Annotated in this window: 15 protein-coding genes, 1 tRNA gene, 3 rRNA genes and 2 riboswitches; of the genes, 15 read left to right on the forward strand and 4 right to left on the reverse strand. The window is 32.3% G+C overall.

Annotation, left to right across the window (positions count from 1 at the left end):
• Nucleotides 1-259: 259 nt before the first annotated feature.
• From GOM42_RS03110 to GOM42_RS03120, 3 genes are read right to left on the reverse strand one after another with little or no spacing between them, the layout of a single operon-like run.
• Nucleotides 260-2,152, reverse strand: a complete 1,893-nt coding sequence (locus tag GOM42_RS03110) for a PTS fructose transporter subunit IIABC (protein WP_057230807.1) — start codon at nt 2,150-2,152, stop codon at nt 260-262.
• Nucleotides 2,153-2,155: 3 nt separating this feature from the next.
• Complete coding sequence (pfkB, locus tag GOM42_RS03115; RefSeq protein WP_011590258.1) at nt 2,156-3,076, reverse strand: 1-phosphofructokinase; 921 nt, start codon at nt 3,074-3,076, stop codon at nt 2,156-2,158.
• Entirely contained in the window at nt 3,076-3,822 is a 747-nt protein-coding gene (locus GOM42_RS03120) for a DeoR/GlpR family DNA-binding transcription regulator (protein ID WP_003465612.1), read from the reverse strand. The genes pfkB and GOM42_RS03120 overlap by 1 nt, the downstream gene beginning before the upstream one ends.
• 290 nt (nt 3,823-4,112) lie before the next feature.
• Here GOM42_RS03120 and GOM42_RS03125 point away from each other — a divergent pair, with 290 nt between their 5' ends.
• Nucleotides 4,113-4,565 (forward strand): hypothetical protein, encoded by a 453-nt coding sequence (locus GOM42_RS03125; protein ID WP_011590259.1) that lies wholly within the window; start codon nt 4,113-4,115, stop codon nt 4,563-4,565.
• Between the two features lie 50 nt (nt 4,566-4,615).
• Here GOM42_RS03125 and GOM42_RS03130 read toward each other — a convergent pair whose 3' ends face one another.
• Complete coding sequence (locus tag GOM42_RS03130; RefSeq protein ID WP_011590260.1) at nt 4,616-5,716, reverse strand: AI-2E family transporter; 1,101 nt, start codon at nt 5,714-5,716, stop codon at nt 4,616-4,618.
• Nucleotides 5,717-5,973: 257 nt separating this feature from the next.
• Between GOM42_RS03130 and GOM42_RS03135 the strand changes: the two genes are divergently transcribed.
• From GOM42_RS03135 to ftsH, 14 genes are all read left to right on the forward strand, one after another.
• Entirely contained in the window at nt 5,974-6,633 is a 660-nt protein-coding gene (locus GOM42_RS03135) for an isochorismatase family cysteine hydrolase (protein WP_041702615.1), read from the forward strand.
• Between the two features lie 233 nt (nt 6,634-6,866).
• Nucleotides 6,867-6,926, forward strand: a riboswitch (Fluoride riboswitch).
• 84 nt (nt 6,927-7,010) lie between these two features.
• Nucleotides 7,011-8,324 carry a voltage-gated chloride channel family protein gene (locus GOM42_RS03140; RefSeq protein ID WP_003480303.1) on the forward strand — a complete coding sequence of 438 codons (1,314 nt, stop codon included), beginning with the start codon at nt 7,011-7,013 and terminating at the stop codon, nt 8,322-8,324.
• 303 nt (nt 8,325-8,627) lie between these two features.
• On the forward strand, nt 8,628-9,551 hold the full coding sequence (gene glsA / locus GOM42_RS03145) for a glutaminase A (protein WP_003450257.1): 924 nt from the start codon (nt 8,628-8,630) through the stop codon (nt 9,549-9,551).
• A 300-nt stretch (nt 9,552-9,851) separates the two neighbouring features.
• Nucleotides 9,852-10,574 (forward strand): MgtC/SapB family protein, encoded by a 723-nt coding sequence (locus GOM42_RS03150; protein ID WP_003480305.1) that lies wholly within the window; start codon nt 9,852-9,854, stop codon nt 10,572-10,574.
• A gap of 461 nt (nt 10,575-11,035) precedes the next feature.
• A 16S ribosomal RNA gene (locus GOM42_RS03155) occupies nt 11,036-12,548 on the forward strand.
• A gap of 187 nt (nt 12,549-12,735) precedes the next feature.
• Nucleotides 12,736-15,641, forward strand: a 23S ribosomal RNA gene (locus GOM42_RS03160).
• Between the two features lie 52 nt (nt 15,642-15,693).
• Nucleotides 15,694-15,811: ribosomal RNA gene (rrf, locus tag GOM42_RS03165) — 5S ribosomal RNA — on the forward strand.
• The 16S, 23S and 5S rRNA genes sit together here with 1 tRNA gene alongside, the layout of an rRNA operon.
• 6 nt (nt 15,812-15,817) lie before the next feature.
• A tRNA-Glu gene (locus tag GOM42_RS03170) sits at nt 15,818-15,892 on the forward strand.
• 424 nt (nt 15,893-16,316) lie between these two features.
• A complete protein-coding gene (gene sfsA, locus GOM42_RS03175) occupies nt 16,317-17,009 on the forward strand; it encodes a DNA/RNA nuclease SfsA (RefSeq protein WP_003460225.1) in 693 nt (230 codons plus the stop codon).
• A 413-nt stretch (nt 17,010-17,422) separates the two neighbouring features.
• Nucleotides 17,423-17,962, forward strand: a complete 540-nt coding sequence (locus GOM42_RS03180) for an NUDIX domain-containing protein (RefSeq protein WP_003460223.1) — start codon at nt 17,423-17,425, stop codon at nt 17,960-17,962.
• 107 nt (nt 17,963-18,069) lie between these two features.
• Nucleotides 18,070-18,241, forward strand: a riboswitch (Lysine riboswitch).
• Between the two features lie 131 nt (nt 18,242-18,372).
• The gene (gene lysA / locus GOM42_RS03185) at nt 18,373-19,668 is read left to right on the forward strand and encodes a diaminopimelate decarboxylase (protein WP_078233378.1); all 1,296 of its coding nucleotides are present in this window, start codon (nt 18,373-18,375) and stop codon (nt 19,666-19,668) included.
• A 456-nt stretch (nt 19,669-20,124) separates the two neighbouring features.
• A complete protein-coding gene (locus GOM42_RS03190) occupies nt 20,125-20,343 on the forward strand; it encodes a DUF3006 domain-containing protein (RefSeq protein WP_003460209.1) in 219 nt (72 codons plus the stop codon).
• A 2-nt stretch (nt 20,344-20,345) separates the two neighbouring features.
• Complete coding sequence (gene lepB, locus GOM42_RS03195; RefSeq protein WP_003460206.1) at nt 20,346-20,876, forward strand: signal peptidase I; 531 nt, start codon at nt 20,346-20,348, stop codon at nt 20,874-20,876.
• A 24-nt stretch (nt 20,877-20,900) separates the two neighbouring features.
• Nucleotides 20,901-23,054 (forward strand): ATP-dependent zinc metalloprotease FtsH, encoded by a 2,154-nt coding sequence (gene ftsH / locus GOM42_RS03200; protein WP_078233379.1) that lies wholly within the window; start codon nt 20,901-20,903, stop codon nt 23,052-23,054.
• Nucleotides 23,055-23,257 lie beyond the last annotated feature (203 nt).

The raw sequence follows: 23,257 nt of genomic DNA on the forward strand, positions 1-23,257 counted from the left end.
AATAGAAAATTTTAATTAAAGATTAGATAGAATTCTAAAAAGAATTTCTATCTAATCTTTTTTTATTTATTAAAAAAATAAAACCACTTATTTTCATGTGGTTTTAACTTATTGCTTAGTAGTTAAATTTTAATTACTTAAAATACAAAGGTTAGTTATAAAAAGTTAAGAATAAAACTTACAAACAGTATGAAGAGAATATCTAGTAATTCTCGGAATATGTTTGTAAGTTTTATTAAGACTTATTTTATATATTAACTTATTTATTTATTTCATTTACAGGTTTCTTTAAGAATCCTATTATTAGAGCAGCTACAATAGAGCCTACTAATATTGATAGAAGATATAAAAGAGGATTTCCTTCAACTACTGGAACTACTAATATTCCACCGTGAGGAGCAGGTAAACCTATTTTAAATATCATTGATAATCCTCCAGCTAGAGCTGAGCCTATAACACAAGCAGGAATAACTCTGAATGGGTCAGCTGCAGCGAATGGAATAGCCCCTTCAGTTATAAAAGTTAATCCCATTATATAGTTAGTAGCACCAGCATCTCTTTCATCTTTAGTAAATTTATTTTTGAAGAAAGTAGTTGCTAAAGCTGTAGCTAAAGGAGGTACCATACCACCAGCCATTATAGCAGCATGTGGATAGTAGTTTCCAGAAGCTATCATAGCTATACCAAAAGTAAATGCAGCCTTATTTATAGGACCACCCATATCTATAGCCATCATTCCACCTAATACTATTCCAAGAAGAACTAAGTTTCCAGTTCCCATGTTTTGTAACCATATTGCTATGTTATTATTTAAAGCAGTTACAGGGCCAACAATTACTAAGTACATTAGGGCACCAGTTATTAAGATACCAAATAGAGGATATAGTAAAACAGGTTTAATACCTTCTAATGATTGAGGTAATTTACTAAATATTTTCTTTAATAATACAACTACATATCCACCAAGGAAACCAGCGATTAATCCACCAAGGAAACCAGAGCCACTGTTAGCAGCAATTAAACCACCAACCATAGCAGGTGCAAATCCAGGTCTATCAGCTATACTTGATCCAATGAATCCAGCAAGAACAGGAATCATAAGGAAGAAAGCATTTCCCCCACCAATATCTTTTAATAATTTAGCTATTGGATTAAAAGTAGGATCATTTATTTCAGCTGAGTGAATACCAAACATAAATGATATAGCTATTAATATACCACCACCAACAACGAATGGTAACATATTTGAAACACCATTCATTAAGTGTTTATAAAATCCTCTTCTTTCAGTCTTACCAGAAGATTGATTAGAAGAATCTCCAGAATGAGAATAAACTGGAGCAGAGCCACTTAATGCTTCGTTTATTAATTCTTGAGGTCTTTTCATAGCTTGAACTACAGGAACTATTACGACCTTTTTACCATTGAATCTAGCCATTTCAACTTGTTTATCAGCTGCAACTATTATACCGTCAGCCTTATCTATGTCTTCTTGAGTTAATCTATTTTTTACTCCTGTTGAACCATTAGTTTCAACCTTTATATGTACATCCATTTCCTTAGCAGTTTTGTTAAGTGAATCAGCAGCCATATAAGTATGAGCAATACCAGTTGGACATGCTGTAACAGCTAAGATATATTTCTTATTTGAATTATTTTCTGCTTCATTAGAAGCTTGAGTTTCATCAGATTCTTCATTTTCTTCAAATTTATCAAGAAGAGAAATAACTTCTTCTGGTGTTTTAGCATTTAAAAGTCCATTTTTGAAATCAGGATTCATTAAAAGTACTGAAAGTCTAGATAGAGTTTCTAAATGCTCATCATTTGCTCCAGCTGGAGCAGCAATCATAAATACTATATTAACAGGTTCACCATCAAGTGAATCATAATCTACACCGTATTTGTATATACCAAGAGCTAAAGATGCATTTTTTACTGCCTTTGTTTTAGCATGAGGAATTGCTATTCTTTCGCCAATACCAGTAGAAGATAAACTTTCTCTCTTTAAAATCTCTTCTTTATAAAGATTTTTATCAGTTAACTTTCCAGCATCCCATAAAACATCAACTAATTGATCTATAACTTCATTTTTATTAGATGCAGCAAGGTTAAGTTTTATTGTGTCAAGACTTAATAATTGAGAAATTTTCATATTTTAAACCTCCTCATATTTTTCAATTTTTATAATTGGTAATAATTTATTGACATCTTCAGCAAGAGCTAAATCTAGAGAAAATGCACTAGCACTTCCTGAGGCTATTCCATTTTTGAAGGAAGCAATTAAATCTTTAGTTTCAACATATTTTGCTAAGAAACCTCCTACTAAAGAGTCGCCAGCTCCTACAGAATTTTTAACTTCTCCTTTAGGTGCGTTTCCTTTGAATACACCATCCTTATTTATTAATAGAGCACCATCTCCAGCCATAGAGATTATTACGTTTTCTGCTCCAAGGGAAACTAAATCTTTTCCGTATTTAATAAGTTCTTTCTCAGAATTTATTTTTACATCAAATATTTCTTCAATTTCATGATTATTTGGTTTTATTAAAAAAGGTTTATTTTTTATAGCTTCTAAAAGAGCTTTTCCAGAAGTATCAACTACAACCTTTACATTTTTCTTAGAAACTCTCTTTTGTATTTGAAGGTATAAATCTTTAGGAAGAGTAGATGGAATACTACCTGCAAGAACTAATATATCGCCTTCTACTAATTGATCCAATCTATTAAACAGTGAGTCTAATTCTTCAGATGTTATCATTGGACCAGCTCCGTTTATTTCTGTTTCTTTGTTAGATTTAATTTTTACATTAATTCTTGAATCACCTTTTACTTTTATAAATTCTGTTTTTACCCCTAAAGCCTTTAGATTATCTTCAATAAACTTACCAGTAAATCCACCAAGGAATCCAAGGGCTATATTATCTATTTTTTGATTTCCTAAAATTCTTGAAACATTAATTCCTTTTCCGCCAGGAAATTTAAAATCTTTACTTGTTCTGTTTACTTTTCCTAGCTCTAAGTTTTCTACATCTATTACATAGTCAATAGATGGATTAAGAGTAAGAGTATAAATCATTAAATATCAACCACCTTTATATCAGTTTTTTTATCATATGTATTATCTTTAGGTTTTTCGTTTGTTATTATTACACATTTGTTAATATCAGAGAATTTTATTGTTGAAATCTCTCCAAATTTAGAGTCGTCAGCTAATACATAAGCTTTTCTAGAATTATTTATTGCACATTCTTTTAATATTGCTTCTTCAGTATCTGGAGTAGTAAGTCCATAGGTATGATGAACTCCATTAGCACCAATAAAGCATTTATCGAATCTAAATTTTGAAAGACACATTAATGCATCACATCCAGTTATTGCTTTTGTAGAAATTTTAATATTTCCACCTATTACATAGCACTTAATATTTTTTTGGATTAATGTATCTATATGAGATAAGCCATTACTTACAACAAGTATATCTTTTCCTTCTAAGTAATCGATTAATTCATATGTTGTAGTGCCTGCATCTACAAAAATACAATCGCCATCTTCTATTAAAGAAGCTGCATATTTTGCTATAGCTCTTTTTTCGTGAATGCTTTTGGATGATTTCTCGTTGTAACTTAATTCTTTTGAAACATTAGCCAATGATTTAGCGCCACCGTGAACTCTTTTTAATAGATTTATAGATTCTAAATAACTTAAATCTCTTCTTATAGTTGATTCAGAGCTTTCAGTAGCTTCAAGCAATTCAGTTAGGCTAACGAAACCTTTTAGTTTTAATAAGTTTAATATTATCTCATGTCTTTTTTCACTTAACATAATAACCTCCTAAAACCTTGTAACTAAATTATACAACCAAAAACAATCAAAATCAATAAAAAACATTCAAAAATTACAAGGTATTATATCAAAAATTTTAATTATAAAAGATTTTGTGATTGAATTTGGCTTTTTATGAATTATATATTCTATAACTTATTATAAAGGAAAAAGATAATTTATTAAGATATTCTTTAATTAAGATAAGTGTAGATAGAATTATAATTTAAAAGTTGAAAACATATAAATTAATAAGGTCTAAATATTTTAAAAACAAGAGGTGTTTATATATGTTAAATAAATCAGATAATGAAATTTATATTATGGCGCCAAGTGAGGGAAATGTTTTAGATTATATTGTTTTAAACAAGGCTTTTAATTTAGAGGATTTAGAAGAAATAATTAGTTTAAATTCACATAATGAATTTTTATTTTCTCCAATTGAGGGGAAAGTTATTAATATTTCAAAGGATTATGGATTTATAGAGATTGGGATGAAAGAGGGAGTTAATATAATAGTAAGCACTCATATAAATAAGAATATAAAAGCTATTGAGCCTATGGTTGATATTGGTGGAAATGTTTTAACTGGTCAAATACTTATGTATTTTGAAAAGGATAATGACTGTCATATGCCAATTACTGTAGCAATAAAAAAATCTAATTTAATAAAAAAATCTATAAAATCAACAAATAGGAATATAAATATAAATGAGTATATAATGAAATTAAATTTGATTTAAAATATATTTAAGTAATAAAAAGAAGTTGTATTAAATACAACTTCTTTTTATTATTCTGCTCTATATTCAAATTTTTTAATTAATTTTAAAGTATAGATTCTAATAACTGACATAACTGGACTTCCAAGTATCATACCTATAGGACCATAGATAGCTCCTCCAAGGGTAACTCCAAGGATTACTAAAAATGGGCTAAGACCAACTCTGTTTCCTATAAGTTTTGGATCTAAGTACCAAGCATCAAATTGTTGTAATATGAAAAGATATATTAAAACAATAACTGCTTTCATTGGGCTTATAAATACATTTATAAAGAATCCTACAACCATACCTATAAATGGTCCAAAGTAAGGAATCATATTAGTTATACCAACTACTACTGATAATAAAAGTGCATACTCAGATTTCATTATTGTTAATCCAATAAAGGCCAGTACACCTATTATTAAGGAATCTATTGCTTTTATTCCAACATAAGTTCCTATTTTTTCATTAAGTATCTTTACAAATTCTAATATTTCGTTTCCAAGATTTTTACCAAAAACGATTCTTGTAACCTTACTACTATGAGCTAAGAATTTATCTTTATCTACTAAAACATATATGGAAATTAAGAATCCAAATATCCAGTTTATTATAGAACTAGTTAAGCTTATGGCAGCATCTAGTAACCAGTTTGATAACACTGTAACCATAGAACCAATAAATGTTATTAGTTTATTAGTATCTCCATAAGGTAAATAAGAGTTTATTCCTTCAGGAACTTTAAAGCTTGCCATTATTTCTGTAAATAAGTTTTGTACATAATTAGTAAATGCAGGTATATTATCTATTAACTCAATTAAACTTGTATATAATTTAGGTAATAAATAAGTTGCTGCTAGTGAAATTGATGTTACAAATATTAAGTAAGTTATTACTATACTAATTCCTCTTGATAATTTAAATTTTTTGCTAAATAAATTTACAATTGGATTTAATATATAGGCAATAATAAATGCTAATAAAAAAGGTAATAGTACTGCTAAAATTGTATGAATAGCAGACATAACACTAGGAATATTATCTATTAACTTTATTGATAGATAAGATACTATTATTACTAATACCATTTTTATATATGATTTATTGTTTCTAAAAAAATTATTCAATATGTACCCTCCTTCTCTTTAAGATTTAACATTTGATAATATAAATTACTCTTTGATTATATGGGTTTAAAATCAATTTATCAAATGAGAGTTCATGTTATATAAATATAATAAAGGAAATTATTTTATGTAATTTTTAAAAATTTCTTAAGAATCAATTCTTTAATTAAATGTTAAAAATATCTATAATTATTGATAAAGATATGAATTGGTTACATAATAAAATAAATATAAAAAAATATAGGGGGATTTAAATCGTGGATACTAAAGAACTATTATTAAGTGAAAGTAATGAAATGATAAGTGGAATTTATGAAAGACTTCAATCTTTAGAAAGTTTAGATTTAAAAAGTTTAGATAAGAATAGAACAATGCTTTTAATAGTTGATATAAATAAAGGATTTGCTAAAGAAGGAGCTTTATATAGTGATAGAATAGAGAAGTTAATAAGTCCAATAAGCAATTTAGCAAATTATGCTTTAAATAGTGGAATAAGAGTTAAAGCCTTTACTGATTATCATACAGAAGACTCAATAGAATTAAAAGCATATCCTAAGCATTGTATGAAAGATACAGATGAATGGGAACTTGTTGATGAGTTGAACTTAGAGGGAATAGAAGTTATAAAGAAAAATTCAACAAATGGATTTTTAGAGGAGAATTTCATATTAAATAAAGAAGAGATAGACAATGTAATAATAGTAGGAGATTGTACAGATATATGTATTTATCAATTAGCTATAAGCTTAAGAGCAGAGTTTAATAGAGTTAATAAAGATGGAGAGATATATGTACCAAAAAAACTTGTAGATACATTTGATATGCCTATGCATAAAGCTAATTTTATGAATTATGTATTTTTAAACTCTATGCTTGATAATGGTGTGAAGGTTATTGAGGATATTATTTTAGATTAGAAATATAATTTCTTCAGTAAATTAATATAAGTAGTTTTAAGTAATTATAAGTTTTTTATAAGTTGAAATTTTATATCTTAGTTAGAATTTGAAAAAAATTTTAATCCTTATAAGAGTTTTTTATTATCAATGTATATTTTCTAAGTAAATTAGTTAATGACCAGTTATTAACTTAGTATGATTTGAAATTGAATATGGACAATTATTTATAATTATGTTACTATTTTTAAGTAATTTTTATAGGCGATGGAGTTCGCCATTAAATGCTTTATGCTAATGACTCCTACAAAATACAAGTTATATGTTTATATAGCTTATATTTTGTAGGAGTTATTTTTTGCTCAAAAATTATTAATATCAATGAAGGGAGAATATAAATGAAGCAAAAATCTAAGAAATATTTAAAGTATATAAGTAGAAATAATACCTTTCTTCTAGGAAAGACATTTTTAAAGTGGCTATTAATAGGAAGTTTAATAGGAATTTTTATAGGAGGAGTAATAGCTATATTTTTAAAATCTTTAGAATGGGCAACTGATTACAGAGTTAATCATGGCTTTGTTTTATTTTTACTTCCTATTGGTGGAGCTTTAGTAAGCTTTCTATACTATAAGTTTGGAAGGAACTCAGTAAAAGGTAATAATTTAATTATTGAAAATATAAATAATTATTGTGGAGATGTACCACTTCGCATGGTTCCCTTAGTTTTCTTTGGAACAGTTGTAACTCACTTTTTTGGAGGATCAGCAGGTAGGGAAGGAACTGGAGTACAGATTGGTGCAAGTATAGCAGAAACTATAGGAAAGTTATTAAAATTAAATAAGGAAGATTCAAAGATAATGCTTATGGCAGGGGTAAGTGGAGGATTCTCAGCTATATTTGGTACACCGCTTGCTGGAACTATATTTGGATTAGAAGTCTCTGTATTAGGTAAAATGAGTTATGAAGCTTTAATACCAAGTTTCTTTGCTAGTATTGTTGGAAATGAGGTTGTTAAAATCTTAGGAGTGCATCATTCTCATTATAAGGTTTTGGGAGTGCCAGATATCTCAGTTCTTATTATTTTAAAAGTAATAATTTCAGCAATTTGTTTTGGACTAGCTAGTAGATTATTTAGTGAACTTACACATAAATTAAAAGGTCTATTTTCTAATAAGTTTAAGAATACCTCATTAAAAAGCTTTGTAGGAGGATGTATTGTAATATTATTAGTTTATTTAGTAGGAAGTAGAAAATATTTAGGTTTAAGTCTTCCTTTATTATCAGAAGCTTTTGATGGACATGTATCACCTTTTGATTTTTTAGGGAAACTTATTTTTACATCAATAACTTTAGGTGCTGGATATCAAGGGGGAGAAGTAACTCCTTTATTTGTTATTGGATCAACCTTAGGAAATACATTATCAGGAATATTAAATTTATCACCTTCATTTTTAGCTTCTTTAGGGTTAGTAGGTGTATTTGCAGGAGCAACTAATACGCCTATTGCTTCTTTTGTTTTAGGAATAGAGATGTTTGGAGTAGGAGGTGCACCATATTTATTTATGGCGTGTGCAATAAGTTATATCTTCTCAGGGCATACAGGAATATATACTTCTCAAAAAATAGGAGTAAGTAAGAGTAATTTAATAAATTTTTCTCATGATTCAACTCTCGCATCATTGAGTAAAAGGGAAGAGGTAAAACTATAGTCAATCAAATAAGTCACTTTCTAATTTTTTTATAAGAGTATTTTTATAAATAGCTTATAGTATTCTTTGAAATTTTTCTAAAGAATACTATAAGTTAATAAAAAGTAAATAAATTCATAAAAAATACACTTTTAGGATTAGGTATAAGTTAAAAGCTACTTTGTTTTAAAATAAACTTAATTTTAAAATTAAATTCGTAAATAACCTATAGAAAAATTATATGAAGTAAAATTTTTGAGTTTTGATTTTGAAATTATTAACTGTTTATAATATTTTTAGAAGATAAATTTAGAGGTGATTTATATGGATATAAATTTAGATGCTTTAGTAGAAGCTAATAGAAAATATACAAAAGAAGGACATGTAGCTACATATATTCCAGCCCTTGCAAAGGTAAATCCAGATCAATTAGGTGTTTGTATTTATGATTTAAAAGAAAATAAAGAGTTTTCAGCTGGAGAATATGATGTTAGATTTGCAATTGAAAGCATATCAAAGGTTCCTACATTAATATTAGCTATATTAGATAATGGAATAGAAAAAGTATTTTCAGAAGTTGGAACAGAACCTTCTGGATTTGCTTTTAATTCAATTATGAATATGCAAATAAATCATAAAAATAAACCATCAAACCCATTTATTAATGCAGGAGCTATTAAAGTAGTATCCTTACTTAAAGGAAAAAATGATGAAGAACGTTTTAAAAGAATTTTAGATTTTTATAGAAAGATTATGAATGATGATGAAATTACTTTAGATACTGAAATATATTTATCAGAAAGAGAAACAGGTGATATAAACAGATCTCTTGCTTATTATATGAAGGGTAATGGAATCATGGAAGGTGATGTTACTGATATTTTGGATTCATACTTTAAACAATGTTCAGTTTTAGTTACAGCTAAGGATTTAGCAAGATTAGGTGCTGTATTAGCTAATGAAGGGGTTATGCCTTGGAATGGTGAAAGATTATTTTCTGTAGAAACAGCTACTGTTGTTAAATCATTAATGACTACTTATGGATTATATGATGAATCAGGAGCTTTTTCAGTTCATATTGGACTACCATCTAAAAGTGGTGTAGGAGGAGGAATACTATCTTCAGTTCCTAATAAATGTGGTATAGGATTATTTAGTCCAGCCTTAGATGTACCAGGAAATAGTGTTGCTAGTATGAAACTTCTAAAGGAAATAGCAGATAAATTAAAATTAGATATATTTAGATAGAAGTTTTTAAATAAGTAAATTAGGTTTAAGTATGTTTAGAGTGATTAAAAATCTAAATATATTTAAGCCTATATTTTTTAGAATTTAACAACTATTTTATAGGTTAAAGAATATTTAATAGTGTAGAGATTAATAAGTAGGTTAATATTTATTTTATATTTAATAACATACTTTATATAAATATGTTGTTTAAATTAATTCTAAAATAAAAATATTCTAATATGAATTAAGACTAAATATTTTAACATTTATTTAGCATATCTTATAATAAGTTCATTTAAAGTATTTGAGGAGTTTATTATGGGATTAACTTTAAGTTTTAAAGATATAATTATAAGGTTGTTATTAGCAACAATAGTTGGAGGGGTTATAGGTTATGAAAGAGAGTATCACAATAGAGCTGCTGGATTTAGAACACAAATATTAGTTTGTGTAGGCGCAGCTATAGTTTCTTTAATAGAAATAAGATTAGGTCAGGATGTGTTCGAAGCCATAAAAGATAATTATTATATAAGAAGTGTAATAAAAATTGATTATGCTAGATTGGGAGCTCAGGTCATTTCGGGAATTGGCTTTTTGGGCGCAGGAACAATATTACAAAACAAAGGATCAGTAAAAGGGTTAACAACTGCTGCATCACTATGGGTTGTGGCTTGTCTTGGTTTAGCTATTGGTATGGGGTATTATAACTTAGGCATTTTAGGGTTTTTATTTATATTCTTAACCTTAGTAAGCTTAAAGAAGTTTCAATCTAAATTTATAACCAAGGCTGGAGAAAAATGTTTTGAAATAATATATGAGAAAGATTCACAAGTTTTAGAGTTTATAGATAAGATTTTCACTCAAAAAGGTGTAAAGATAAAAAGCATAGAGTTTTTGGGGAGAAATAACAATGAAGCTGCACAATATAAAAATGCTATATATAGAGTTGAATTACCTAACTATATAGAAGTTGGTGAAATAATAAATAAATTAAGTATAAATGATGGAATTATAAAAATAAGTGAATATAATGACATATAATAATGATTTATTGTAATTAAAATAAAGAAAAAATAAATTTAATACTTTGCTTTATAATTTGATATTTATGAAAATGTAGTTTTTTTCTACATAATAAGACAATAAATAAAAGAAAACTTACCCAAGTGTATCAATGTAGTTATTTGAAAGAATTATTTAGAAAAAACAAGAAAAACATATTTAATTTGTATAAATGACTATAAAAAGCTTAATTTATGGGGTTATATATGGTAAGATAAATCTCGTCGTTGAGAGACACACAAACAATTCATTTTCAAAATTAAATTTAATTAAAAAATTAAAAAATATTTTGAAAAAAGTTGTTGACAAGATTTCGAAGTGATGATAAACTAAGGAAGTCGCTTGAGGGCGACGAAGAAATGGTCTTTGAAAATTAAACAGAAGATATTAACATAAACCAGCAATTCTTTTATAAGTAATATGAGTATAGATTAAACTTTTAAATTGAGAGTTTGATCCTGGCTCAGGATGAACGCTGGCGGCGTGCTTAACACATGCAAGTCGAGCGATGAAGTTTCCTTCGGGAAACGGATTAGCGGCGGACGGGTGAGTAACACGTGGGTAACCTGCCTCATAGAGTGGAATAGCCTTCCGAAAGGAAGATTAATACCGCATAATGTTGAAAGATGGCATCATCATTTAACCAAAGGAGCAATCCGCTATGAGATGGACCCGCGGCGCATTAGCTAGTTGGTGGGGTAACGGCCTACCAAGGCGACGATGCGTAGCCGACCTGAGAGGGTGATCGGCCACATTGGGACTGAGACACGGCCCAGACTCCTACGGGAGGCAGCAGTGGGGAATATTGCACAATGGGGGAAACCCTGATGCAGCAACGCCGCGTGAGTGATGAAGGTTTTCGGATCGTAAAGCTCTGTCTTTGGGGAAGATAATGACGGTACCCAAGGAGGAAGCCACGGCTAACTACGTGCCAGCAGCCGCGGTAATACGTAGGTGGCGAGCGTTATCCGGATTTACTGGGCGTAAAGGGAGCGTAGGCGGATGATTAAGTGGGATGTGAAATACCCGGGCTCAACTTGGGTGCTGCATTCCAAACTGGTTATCTAGAGTGCAGGAGAGGAGAGTGGAATTCCTAGTGTAGCGGTGAAATGCGTAGAGATTAGGAAGAACACCAGTGGCGAAGGCGACTCTCTGGACTGTAACTGACGCTGAGGCTCGAAAGCGTGGGGAGCAAACAGGATTAGATACCCTGGTAGTCCACGCCGTAAACGATGAATACTAGGTGTGGGGGTTTCAACACCTCCGTGCCGCCGCTAACGCATTAAGTATTCCGCCTGGGGAGTACGGTCGCAAGATTAAAACTCAAAGGAATTGACGGGGACCCGCACAAGTAGCGGAGCATGTGGTTTAATTCGAAGCAACGCGAAGAACCTTACCTACACTTGACATCCCTTGCATTACTCTTAATCGAGGAAATCCCTTCGGGGACAAGGTGACAGGTGGTGCATGGTTGTCGTCAGCTCGTGTCGTGAGATGTTGGGTTAAGTCCCGCAACGAGCGCAACCCTTGTCGTTAGTTACTACCATTAAGTTGAGGACTCTAGCGAGACTGCCTGGGTTAACTAGGAGGAAGGTGGGGATGACGTCAAATCATCATGCCCCTTATGTGTAGGGCTACACACGTGCTACAATGGCTGGTACAGAGAGATGCAATACCGCGAGGTGGAGCCAAACTTAAAAACCAGTCTCAGTTCGGATTGTAGGCTGAAACTCGCCTACATGAAGCTGGAGTTACTAGTAATCGCGAATCAGAATGTCGCGGTGAATACGTTCCCGGGTCTTGTACACACCGCCCGTCACACCATGAGAGTTGGCAATACCCGAAGTCCGTGAGCTAACCGTAAGGAGGCAGCGGCCGAAGGTAGGGTCAGCGATTGGGGTGAAGTCGTAACAAGGTAGCCGTAGGAGAACCTGCGGCTGGATCACCTCCTTTCTAAGGAATACATCTTAGGACAACTAAGATGATAATGAATTCTGGATAATATCTCTGTTTAATTTTGAGAGACTATCTCTCAAAATTGTTCTTTGAAAATTGCACATAATTTAATTTATAGAAACAACAAGCCAAATTGGCAAAACCAATTTCTATTCTTTGTAAAATGAGAACTATAACTAATATAGGTCAAGCTACAAAGGGCGCATGGTGAATGCCTTGGCATCAGGAGCCGATGAAGGACGTGATAAGCTGCGATAAGCTTCGGGTAGGCGCACATAGCCTGAGATCCGAAGATTTCCGAATGAGGAAACTCACATGGGAAACCCCATGTATCATTAAGTGAATACATAGCTTAATGAAGGTAACCCAGGGAACTGAAACATCTAAGTACCTGGAGGAAGAGAAAGAAAAATCGATTTTCTTAGTAGCGGCGAGCGAAAGGGAAAGAGCCCAAACCGGAAACTTGTTTCCGGGGTTGTGGACATAACATAAAAGTGGAGGCTATTGTAACTGAAGAGAACTGGAAAGTTCCACCGTAGAAGGTAATAGTCCTGTAAGTGAAACGAGAAGACCACGAGTTATGATCCAGAGTACCACGAGACACGTGAAACCTTGTGGGAAGCAGGGAGGACCACCTCCCAAGGCTAAATACTACCTGATGACCGATAGTGAAGCAGTACCGTGAGGGAAAGGTGAAAAGAACCCCGGGAGGGGAGTGAAATAGAACCTGAAACCGTGTGCCTACAACCGCTCAGAGCCCCTTATGAGGGTGATGAGGTGCTTTTTGTAGAACGAGCCAACGAGTTACGGTATGTAGCAAGGTTAAGTACTTAAGGTACGGAGCCGAAGGGAAACCGAGTCTGAATAGGGCGACTAGTTGCATGCCGTAGACCCGAAACCGGGTGACCTATCCATGGCCAGGTTGAAGCGAGGGTAAAACCTCGTGGAGGACCGAACCACGTTGCTGTTGAAAAAGCATGGGATGAGCTGTGGATAGCGGAGAAATTCCAATCGAACCCGGAGATAGCTGGTTCTCTCCGAAATAGCTTTAGGGCTAGCGTCGAGTATGAGTAGTGGAGGTAGAGCACTGAATGGGCTAGGGGGCATAGCGCTTACCGAACCTTATCAAACTCCGAATGCCACATACTTTGAGCTCGGCAGTCAGACTACGAATGATAAGATCCGTGGTCAAAAGGGAAACAGCCCAGATCGTCAGCTAAGGTCCCAAAGTGTAAGTTAAGTGGGAAAGGATGTGAGATTTCTAAGACAACTAGGATGTTGGCTTAGAAGCAGCCATTCATTAAAAGAGTGCGTAATAGCTCACTAGTCGAGAGATCTTGCGCCGAAAATGTAACGGGGCTAAACTTACCACCGAAGCTACGGGCTTGAACTTATGTTCAAGCGGTAGGAGAGCGTCGTAACCGGGCTGAAGTCGTACCGTAAGGAGCGGTGGACTGGTTACGAGTGAGAATGTTGGCATCAGTAGCGAGATGTGGGTGAGAATCCCACAGGCCGAAAACCTAAGGTTTCCTCAGGAAGGTTCGTCCGCTGAGGGTTAGTCGGGACCTAAGCCGAGGCCGAAAGGCGTAGGTGATGGACAACTGGTTGATATTCCAGTACCACTACTATCGTTATTATCGATGGCGTGACGCAGGAGGATAGTGTGTGCTAGCTATTGGATGCTAGTCTAAGCGTTTAGGCAGTGAGAGTAGGCAAATCCGCTCTCATAATGCTGAGGCGTGATGGGGAAGGTTCTACGGAACCGAAGTACATGATTCCACGCTGCCAAGAAAAGCGTCTAGAGAGAGAAGTAGTGCCCGTACCGCAAACCGACACAGGTAGGTGAGGAGAGAATCCTAAGGCCGGCGGAAGAATTACAGTTAAGGAACTCGGCAAATTGACCCCGTAAGTTCGCGAGAAGGGGTGCCTACGAGAGTAGGCCGCAGAGAATAGGCCCAAGCAACTGTTTAGCAAAAACACAGGTCTCTGCTAAAGCGTAAGCTGATGTATAGGGGCTGACGCCTGCCCGGTGCTGGAAGGTTAAGAGGAACACTTAGCGCAAGCGAAGGTGTGAACTTAAGCCCCAGTAAACGGCGGCCGTAACTATAACGGTCCTAAGGTAGCGAAATTCCTTGTCAGGTAAGTTCTGACCCGCACGAATGGCGTAATGACTTGGGCACTGTCTCAACTGTAAATCCGGCGAAGTTGTAGTGCGAGTGAAGATGCTCGCTACCCGCGATTGGACGGAAAGACCCCGTAGAGCTTTACTGTAGCTTAGCATTGAGTTTTGGTATTGTCTGTACAGGATAGGTGGGAGACTAGGAAACCAGGGCGTCAGCCTTGGTGGAGTCAACCTTGGGATACCACCCTGACAGTACTGAAATTCTAACTGGCGGCCATGAATCTGGTCACAGGACATTGTTAGGTGGGCAGTTTGACTGGGGCGGTCGCCTCCTAAAAAGTAACGGAGGCGCCCAAAGGTTCCCTCAGAACGGTCGGAAATCGTTCGAAGAGTGCAAAGGCAGAAGGGAGCCTGACTGCGACACCCACAAGTGGAGCAGGGACGAAAGTCGGGCTTAGTGATCCGGTGGTACCTCGTGGGAGGGCCATCGCTCAACGGATAAAAGCTACCTCGGGGATAACAGGCTGATCTCCCCCAAGAGTCCACATCGACGGGGAGGTTTGGCACCTCGATGTCGGCTCGTCGCATCCTGGGGCTGAAGTAGGTCCCAAGGGTTGGGCTGTTCGCCCATTAAAGCGGCACGCGAGCTGGGTTCAGAACGTCGTGAGACAGTTCGGTCCCTATCCGTCGCGGGCGTAGGAAATTTGAGAGGAGCTGTCCTTAGTACGAGAGGACCGGGATGGACTGACCTCTGGTGTACCAGTTGTTCCGCCAGGAGCACAGCTGGGTAGCTAAGTCGGGAATGGATAAACGCTGAAAGCATCTAAGCGTGAAGCCAACCTCAAGATGAGATTTCCCATAGCGTAAGCTAGTAAGATCCCTTGAAGAACACAAGGTTGATAGGTCGGGGGTGTAAGCATGGTAACATGTTCAGCTGACCGATACTAATAGATCGAGGGCTTGACCAAATATAGTAAATTAAATATGTGCAATTTTGAAAGAACAAAGTTCTTTTAAACATCTGGTGATGATGTTCTTTAGGGTAACACCCGTTCCCATTCCGAATACGACGGTTAAGCCTTTAGAAGCCGATGGTACTGCACGGGAGACTGTGTGGGAGAGTAGGTGGTCGCCAGGTTAGTTTGGCCCCTTGGTCAAGCGGTTAAGACACCACCCTTTCACGGTGGTAACAGGGGTTCGATTCCCCTAGGGGTCACCATTAACTCGATAAGCAATGCTTATCGAGTTTTTTATTTATAAAATTTTTTGTTTGATGAAAATAACTGGCTATGACAGTGTGTTTAAATAAGTTTTAGACATATAAGAAAAAATCTTTTTGTTCAAATAAAAATAAGTTCTCAGTCAATTTGAGAAACAAAATAATGTTTTTAAATGGATCTAAGAGAATCAAATTACATATCTTCTTCATTTCAACCTTGTTAATAAAAGTATTTTTATGTAGAATATAATAACAAGGAATGTAGAAAAAAAGATATTTTATTAATTCATAAAAGGGAAATGTTTATGTTTTTTTATTAACTGAAAAAGACTCATGTTTTTAATTAACATAGATAAGGAATAAAAAAATTATTAATTTATAACTAAAATTAAAAGTTAAATAATATATAAAGAGGTTACCATAGATGAAGTACAATAGTGTTATCAGAAAAGCTATTTTTTTAAGAAGACCAAATAGATTTCAAGCTTATGTAGTTTTAGATGATGAGGAGTTATTAGTTCATGTTCCTAACACTGGAAGGTGTAGAGAGATTTTAAAAGAAGGATGTACAGTTCTTTTAAGAAAAGGAACTACTCCAAATAGAAAAACTCCTTATGATTTAATTGCAGCTTATAAGGGTGAGGTTTTAATAAATATAGATTCTCAGATTCCTAATAAAGTTGTAGAAGAGGCATTAATAAATAAAAAGATAGAAAAGTTAGTAAATTTTAATAATATAAGTAGAGAAAAAACTTTTGGAAATTCTAGATTTGATTTTAAATTACAAGATGATAATGAAAATACATACTTTTTAGAAGTAAAAGGGGTAACTTTAGAGGAAAATGGAGAGACTAGGTTTCCAGATGCTCCAACTGAAAGAGGAAAGAAACACATATTAGAACTGATTGAAATTAAAAAATTAGGAATGGGTGCAGGAATAATTTTTTTAATACAGATAGATAATGTAAATAAGTTTTCTCCTAATGATGAAACAGATCCTAAGTTTGGGGAAGCATTGAGATTAGCTAAAAAAGAAAGAGTAGATATCTTTGCATATAATTGCAAAGTTACTGAAGAGGAAATTGAGTTACTTAATCCTGTAGAAATAGTTTTATAAGTTTAATTTATAGAATTGAAAGGTAGAAGTCTAAATAGCATAAGTTAAGGCATCTATTATCATAATTTTAGTTTATAGAATTAAAATTATAAATATATGTAAAATATAAAACACAAAATATTAAATATTAAGTTAATGTTAGTGGATTTATTATTTAAAGTTAGAATTTATTATTTAAAGTTGAATTTATAGAAAAGATATGATAAGTATTTGAGAATATGAAAGGTGGTGAACTTTAGTTAGCTTAATTTATATATTACTATTCTTATCTAAAATAGCGAATTTTTATAAGTTATAGATGGTGATTTTAAGAAATTACAGAAGAAAATATATTTGTTTTAACTTAGAATCAGATAAATTTGAAATAAAAAATTATAGAAGGTAATATATTTGCTTTACTAAAGAAATTAATTATGAAATTTAAATATTGTCCGTTATGTGGTGAAAAATTAGAGTTAAAGAATAGCTGGGATGAGGGAATGATACCTTATTGCAGTAAACATGATATGATGTTTTTTGATTTACCTAAGCCTTGTATTGTTGTTGCTGTAATAAAAGGTGATGAGATAATTCTTTTAAAGCAAAGTTATATATATGAAAATTCTAAAGTTCTTATATCTGGATATGTAGGTGTAGATGAATGTGCAGAGGAAACTGTTTATAGAGAGGTAAAAGAAGAAACAGGAATAACAGTTAAAGATATAAAATATTTAGGTAGTGATTTTGTAAAGGGAAAAGAATTACTTATGCTAACTTATTTAGCATATTATGAATCAGGAGAAATAGAGAAATCAACTGAAGTAGAAGGAGCTGCTTGGTACAATATAGAGGATGCTCTTTGTGAATTAAATGAGGATAGCATAGGAAAAAGAGTGGTAAAAAAAGTTTTAAAAGAAATAGGTTATGAAGGTACTAATGCATTTAGATGTGAAGGAAATAATTGTAATGTATAAATTTTTTTATTAATAATTTTAGTTTATACTATTGCATTATTTGAGATTTTTTAGTAACATTATAAACAATAATTAATATAATAAAAGCATAAATAATTTGAAAATAGGACCAAAGTAGAGGTGCCGTAATTAAGAGTAGTCATAAGTAGCTGACAAGTGTTTTATGTATGATGAAAGGGATTATGGCCGAAGAGATATTAATGGTGATTAATATTTCTGGGTATATGTATAATATGCATATAACTGTCACTTTGAAAAAAGTGGAGTGCTACAAGGTACGCTAAGTTGCGATTAAGGCAGCAAAGGTGTTCCTTTGCTGTTTTTATTTATTGGAATTAAATGCCAGGAGAGTCGGTAGCTTTGCATACTTTTATACTCTGCCACTAAAAAAGTTTGTGGAGGGAAAAGATATGAAATTATTTGGATCAATGAAAGTAGAAGAAAATGAGTTATATGTTGGAGGAGTAAAAGCAAGTGCTTTAAGCAAGGAATATGGAACTCCTTTATATGTTATTGATGAAGAGTTAGTGAGAAGCAATTGTAGAAGATACTATAATGCTATGAAGTGTGAAGAAAGAGGAAACAGAGTTACCTATGCAGGAAAGGCATTTATAAATATGTCCATGTGCAATTTAGTTAATGAAGAAAATTTATATTTAGATGTTGTTTCAGGTGGAGAGCTTTATACTGCTTATAAAGCAGGTTTCCCATTAGAAAGAATATATTTCCATGGTAACAATAAATCTGATTATGAAATAGATTTAGGAGTAAGATTAGGAATTGGAAGATTTATAGTTGATAATATTCATGAACTAGAAGTTCTTAATTCTATAGCTCAAGAATATGGAAGAGTTCAAAAAGTTTATTTGAGAATAACTCCTGGAGTAGAGGCCCATACCCATGAATATATAAAAACAGGTCAATTGGACTCAAAATTTGGATTCCCTGTAATTGGTGATACAGTTTATGACGCTATTAAAAGAGCAATGGAATTAGAGTATATAGAACTTAATGGATTGCATTGTCATATAGGTTCGCAAATATTTGACTTAGAACCTTTTGAAGATACAACAGAAATTATGCTAAATCTTATAAATGATATAAAAGAAACCTTAGGATATGAAATAAAAGAATTAGACTTAGGTGGAGGATTTGGTATATATTACACTGAAGGAGATAAGCCAAAAGAAATAGAAGAATATTGTTCAGTTATAATAAATAAAGCTGATGAAATATGCAGAAAGTTAAATATGAATGTTCCTATATTAAGTATAGAGCCAGGAAGAAGTATTGTAGGGAATGCAGGATTAACTCTTTATACTGTAGGAGCTATAAAAGAAATTCCTAATATAAGAAAATATGTAAGTGTAGATGGTGGAATGAGTGATAATATAAGACCAGCCTTATACAGTGCAAATTATGAATCATTAATAGCTAACAGAGTTTTTGATAATTCTAAGGAGATAGTTACTGTAGCGGGAAAATGCTGTGAATCAGGGGATGTACTTTTAAATTCCATAGAGATGCCTAGAATGGAAACTGGAGATATATTAGCTATAATGTCTACAGGAGCATATGGACATTCAATGGCTAATAATTATAATAGAATTCCTAAGGCGGCAGTTGTAAGTGTAAGTAATGGAACTTCAAAAGTTATGTGTAAAAGAGAAACTTATGAAGATTTGCTTAGAAATGAATGTTTTTAATTAATATAAAAGTTGTATGGTAAAAAAACTATACAACTTTTTTTATTAAAAGTATTTAGAATAATGTATTAAAGTATATAATAAAAGTGAAGGATAATAATGAATATAGTAGAATATAATTTTTTTAGAATTATATAAATTTATTTAATAAAATTAAGAATCAAAAATTATTTAATAAATTAGATTGTTTCAAAATATTACTATTTAAAAGTGAAAAATATTTAATAATGAAAGACATAAAAAAGACACAATAAGTTGATAAAATAATATTGAAATATTTATGAAACTTGAGGGAAAAAGTATGAATTAAAGTTTACAAAGTTATGGTAATTTATGATATACTTATACTTGATACTTTAAGATTATTAAAGGTAAAAAATTCTAAAATTATTGAGGAATAATTTTAAATTGAGTTTAAAGATTTCTCATACTAATATTCGGAGCAAGGAGTATAAAATGAAAAAAATAATAGTAGATAGAATAGAAGGACATTTTATTGTATGTGAAGATGAAAAAGAAAATATTTTAGAATTAAAAAAAGATGACGTAATAGGTGACGTAAAAGAGGGGGATGTTTTAGTTAAAGGCAAAGATGGTAAGTTTTGCTTGGATAAAGCGCTTACAGAAAAAAGAAAAAAAGAAATAGAAGATTTGATGAAAGGTATGTGGGAATAGTAATGAGTTCTAGTAATACAAAGAAGAAATCATTCTTTTTAGATTGGATTATACCAATTTTAGCAGCTTTACTATTAGCAGCTTTGATTCATCAATTTTTATTGTTTAAGATAAAAGTTCCTACAGGATCAATGATGCCTACAGTAGAGATTGGTGATCAATTATTTGTTACTAAAATATATAATCCTAATAATATCAAAAGAGGAGATATAGTAGTTTTTAATTCTGATGAATTAAAAGAACCACTTTTAAAACGTGTCATTGGATTACCAGGTGAGCATGTTGAAATAAAAAGTGATGGTTCAGTTTATATAAATGGAAATAAACTTGAAGAAGACTATGTAAAATATCAAGGTGGAAAAACTGATATGTCTTTTGATGTTCCAAGTGGAAAGTTTTTAATGTTAGGTGACAATAGAAATAATAGTGATGATGCTAGATATTGGAGCAATCCTTATATAGATGGAAAAGACATAGAAGCAAAGGCACAGTTAACAGTATATCCTTTTGATAGAATAGGATTTGTAAAATAAACGTTAGAGAAGGAGGAATGATGTATGTTTAAAGATAAAAAAATGCTTAAATATATTGTCATATATAGTATTATAGCGTTTGGTATATTATTAACCTTTAATATGGTTAAAGATGAAATGCTATACGAAAAAGTAGATTATAGTACTTTCATGCAAATGTTAGATAAAAAAGAAGTTAAATCAGTAAACTTTTCAGGAAATCAAATTGAGATAACACCTTCAGATAGCAGTAATTTAAAAGGGAAAATCTTATATACAACTAATCCAGCAGTTGCTGGTATTACTCAACCAGAGTTAATTAAAGATTTAACTGTAGCTGGGGTAGAATTCAATGTAACTAAACCAGAAAACTATCAACTTTTAGGTTTATTAATGTCATGGGTTTTCCCATTAATACTTATATTCTTTGTTGGTAGAATGATGTTCTCTAAAATGAATAATAAAATGGGTGGCGGAGTAATGTCATTTGGTAAAAATAATGCTAAGCTTTATGCTGAAAATGAGACTGGAATAACATTTAAAGATGTTGCAGGTCAAGATGAAGCTAAAGAATCCTTAGTAGAAATTGTAGACTTTTTACATGATACAAGAAAATACGTAGAAATAGGAGCTAAGCTTCCAAAGGGTGCTTTATTAGTAGGGCCTCCAGGAACAGGTAAAACTTTACTTGCTAAGGCTGTTGCAGGGGAAGCAAAAGTACCATTTTTCTCTATGTCAGGTTCAGACTTCGTTGAGATGTTTGTAGGTATGGGAGCTGCGAGAGTAAGAGATTTATTCAAGCAAGCAGAAGAAAAAGCTCCATGTATAGTTTTCATAGATGAGATTGATGCTATTGGTAAGAGTAGAGATGGTGCTATTCAAGGAAATGATGAAAGAGAACAAACTCTTAACCAATTATTAACTGAGATGGATGGTTTTGATTCTTCAAAAGGAGTTGTTATTTTAGCAGCTACAAATAGACCAGAAGTTTTAGATAAAGCTTTATTAAGACCAGGTAGATTTGATAGAAGAATAATTGTTGATAGACCAGATTTAATAGGTAGAGAGGAAATATTAAAGGTTCACTCTAGAGACGTTAAATTATCAGATGATGTATCTTTAGAAGAAATAGCAAAATCTACTCCAGGTGCTGTTGGGGCAGACTTAGCAAACATAGTTAATGAGGCTGCTTTAAGAGCCGTAAAACATGGTAGAAAGTTTGTAATTCAAGAAGACTTAGACGAAGCTGTTGAAGTTATAATAGCGGGTCAAGAAAAGAGAGATAGAATACTTTCACCAAAAGAAAAGAAAATAGTTGCATATCATGAAGTAGGTCACGCATTAGTTGCAGCTTTATTAAATAATACTGACCCAGTTCATAAAATAACAATAGTTCCTAGAACAATGGGAGCTTTAGGATACACAATGCAACTTCCAGAGGAAGAAAAATACTTAGTATCTAAGGAAGAAATGATAGATCAAATATCAGTTATGCTTGGTGGTAGAGCAGCAGAGGAAGTAGTATTTAATAGTATAACTACTGGTGCATCAAATGATATTGAAAGAGCTACTCAATCAGCTAGAAATATGATAACTATTTATGGTATGAGTGAGAGATTTGATATGATGGCTTTAGAAGCTATGAGTAATAGATACTTAGATGGAAGACCAGTTAGAAACTGTTCAGAAACTACTGCTGCCATAGCTGATGAAGAAGTTTTACAAGTTATTAAAAAAGCTCATGAAAAATCAATTAAGATTTTAATTGAAAATAGAGAGTTATTAGATGAGATAACAGGTGTTCTTTTAGATAAAGAAACTATCATGGGTGACGAATTCATGGAAATAGTTTATAGTAAATATCCAGAAAAGAGAGAAGCTGATGAAAAGGCTAAGAAAGAAATTCAAAGTCTAAGAGAGCAAGCTTTAGCTAAGAGAAAAGAAAAAGAAGAAGCAATCAAAAAAGCTAGAGAAGAAGCATTAAGATTAGAAGAAGAGCAAAGAAAACAAGCTGAATTAAAAGCTATGATCGAAGCTCAAGAAGAGGCTGCAAAATTAGCAAGAGCTAATAATGAAGCTAACAATGATGCTTTAGACTCATCTAAAGAAAATGAAGAAGTTAAATCTAATGTTAATGATGGAGCTACAGAAGAAAAGAAAGATGATAGCTCTACAAATAATAAAATTGACGGTGAATAGAAATAAGGTGTATAAAAATATAGAAAAAAGATATTTTCTATTTCACTTTTAGTGTTAGTTTAAAATAATATACACTATAATTTTATAAGATGATAAAATGTGCATGAAGTTAAAAATGCTTCATGCACTTTTTGACTTTTCATTTGTATTTTTAATGAGAGGAAAGTTAATGTTATAATTGGGTATAATGTAATAGAGAAAGT

This window comes from Clostridium sp. 16K-1-R1, assembly GCF_023921145.1.
In the GTDB taxonomy this organism is placed as follows: Bacteria; Bacillota; Clostridia; order Clostridiales; family Clostridiaceae; genus Sarcina; species Sarcina perfringens.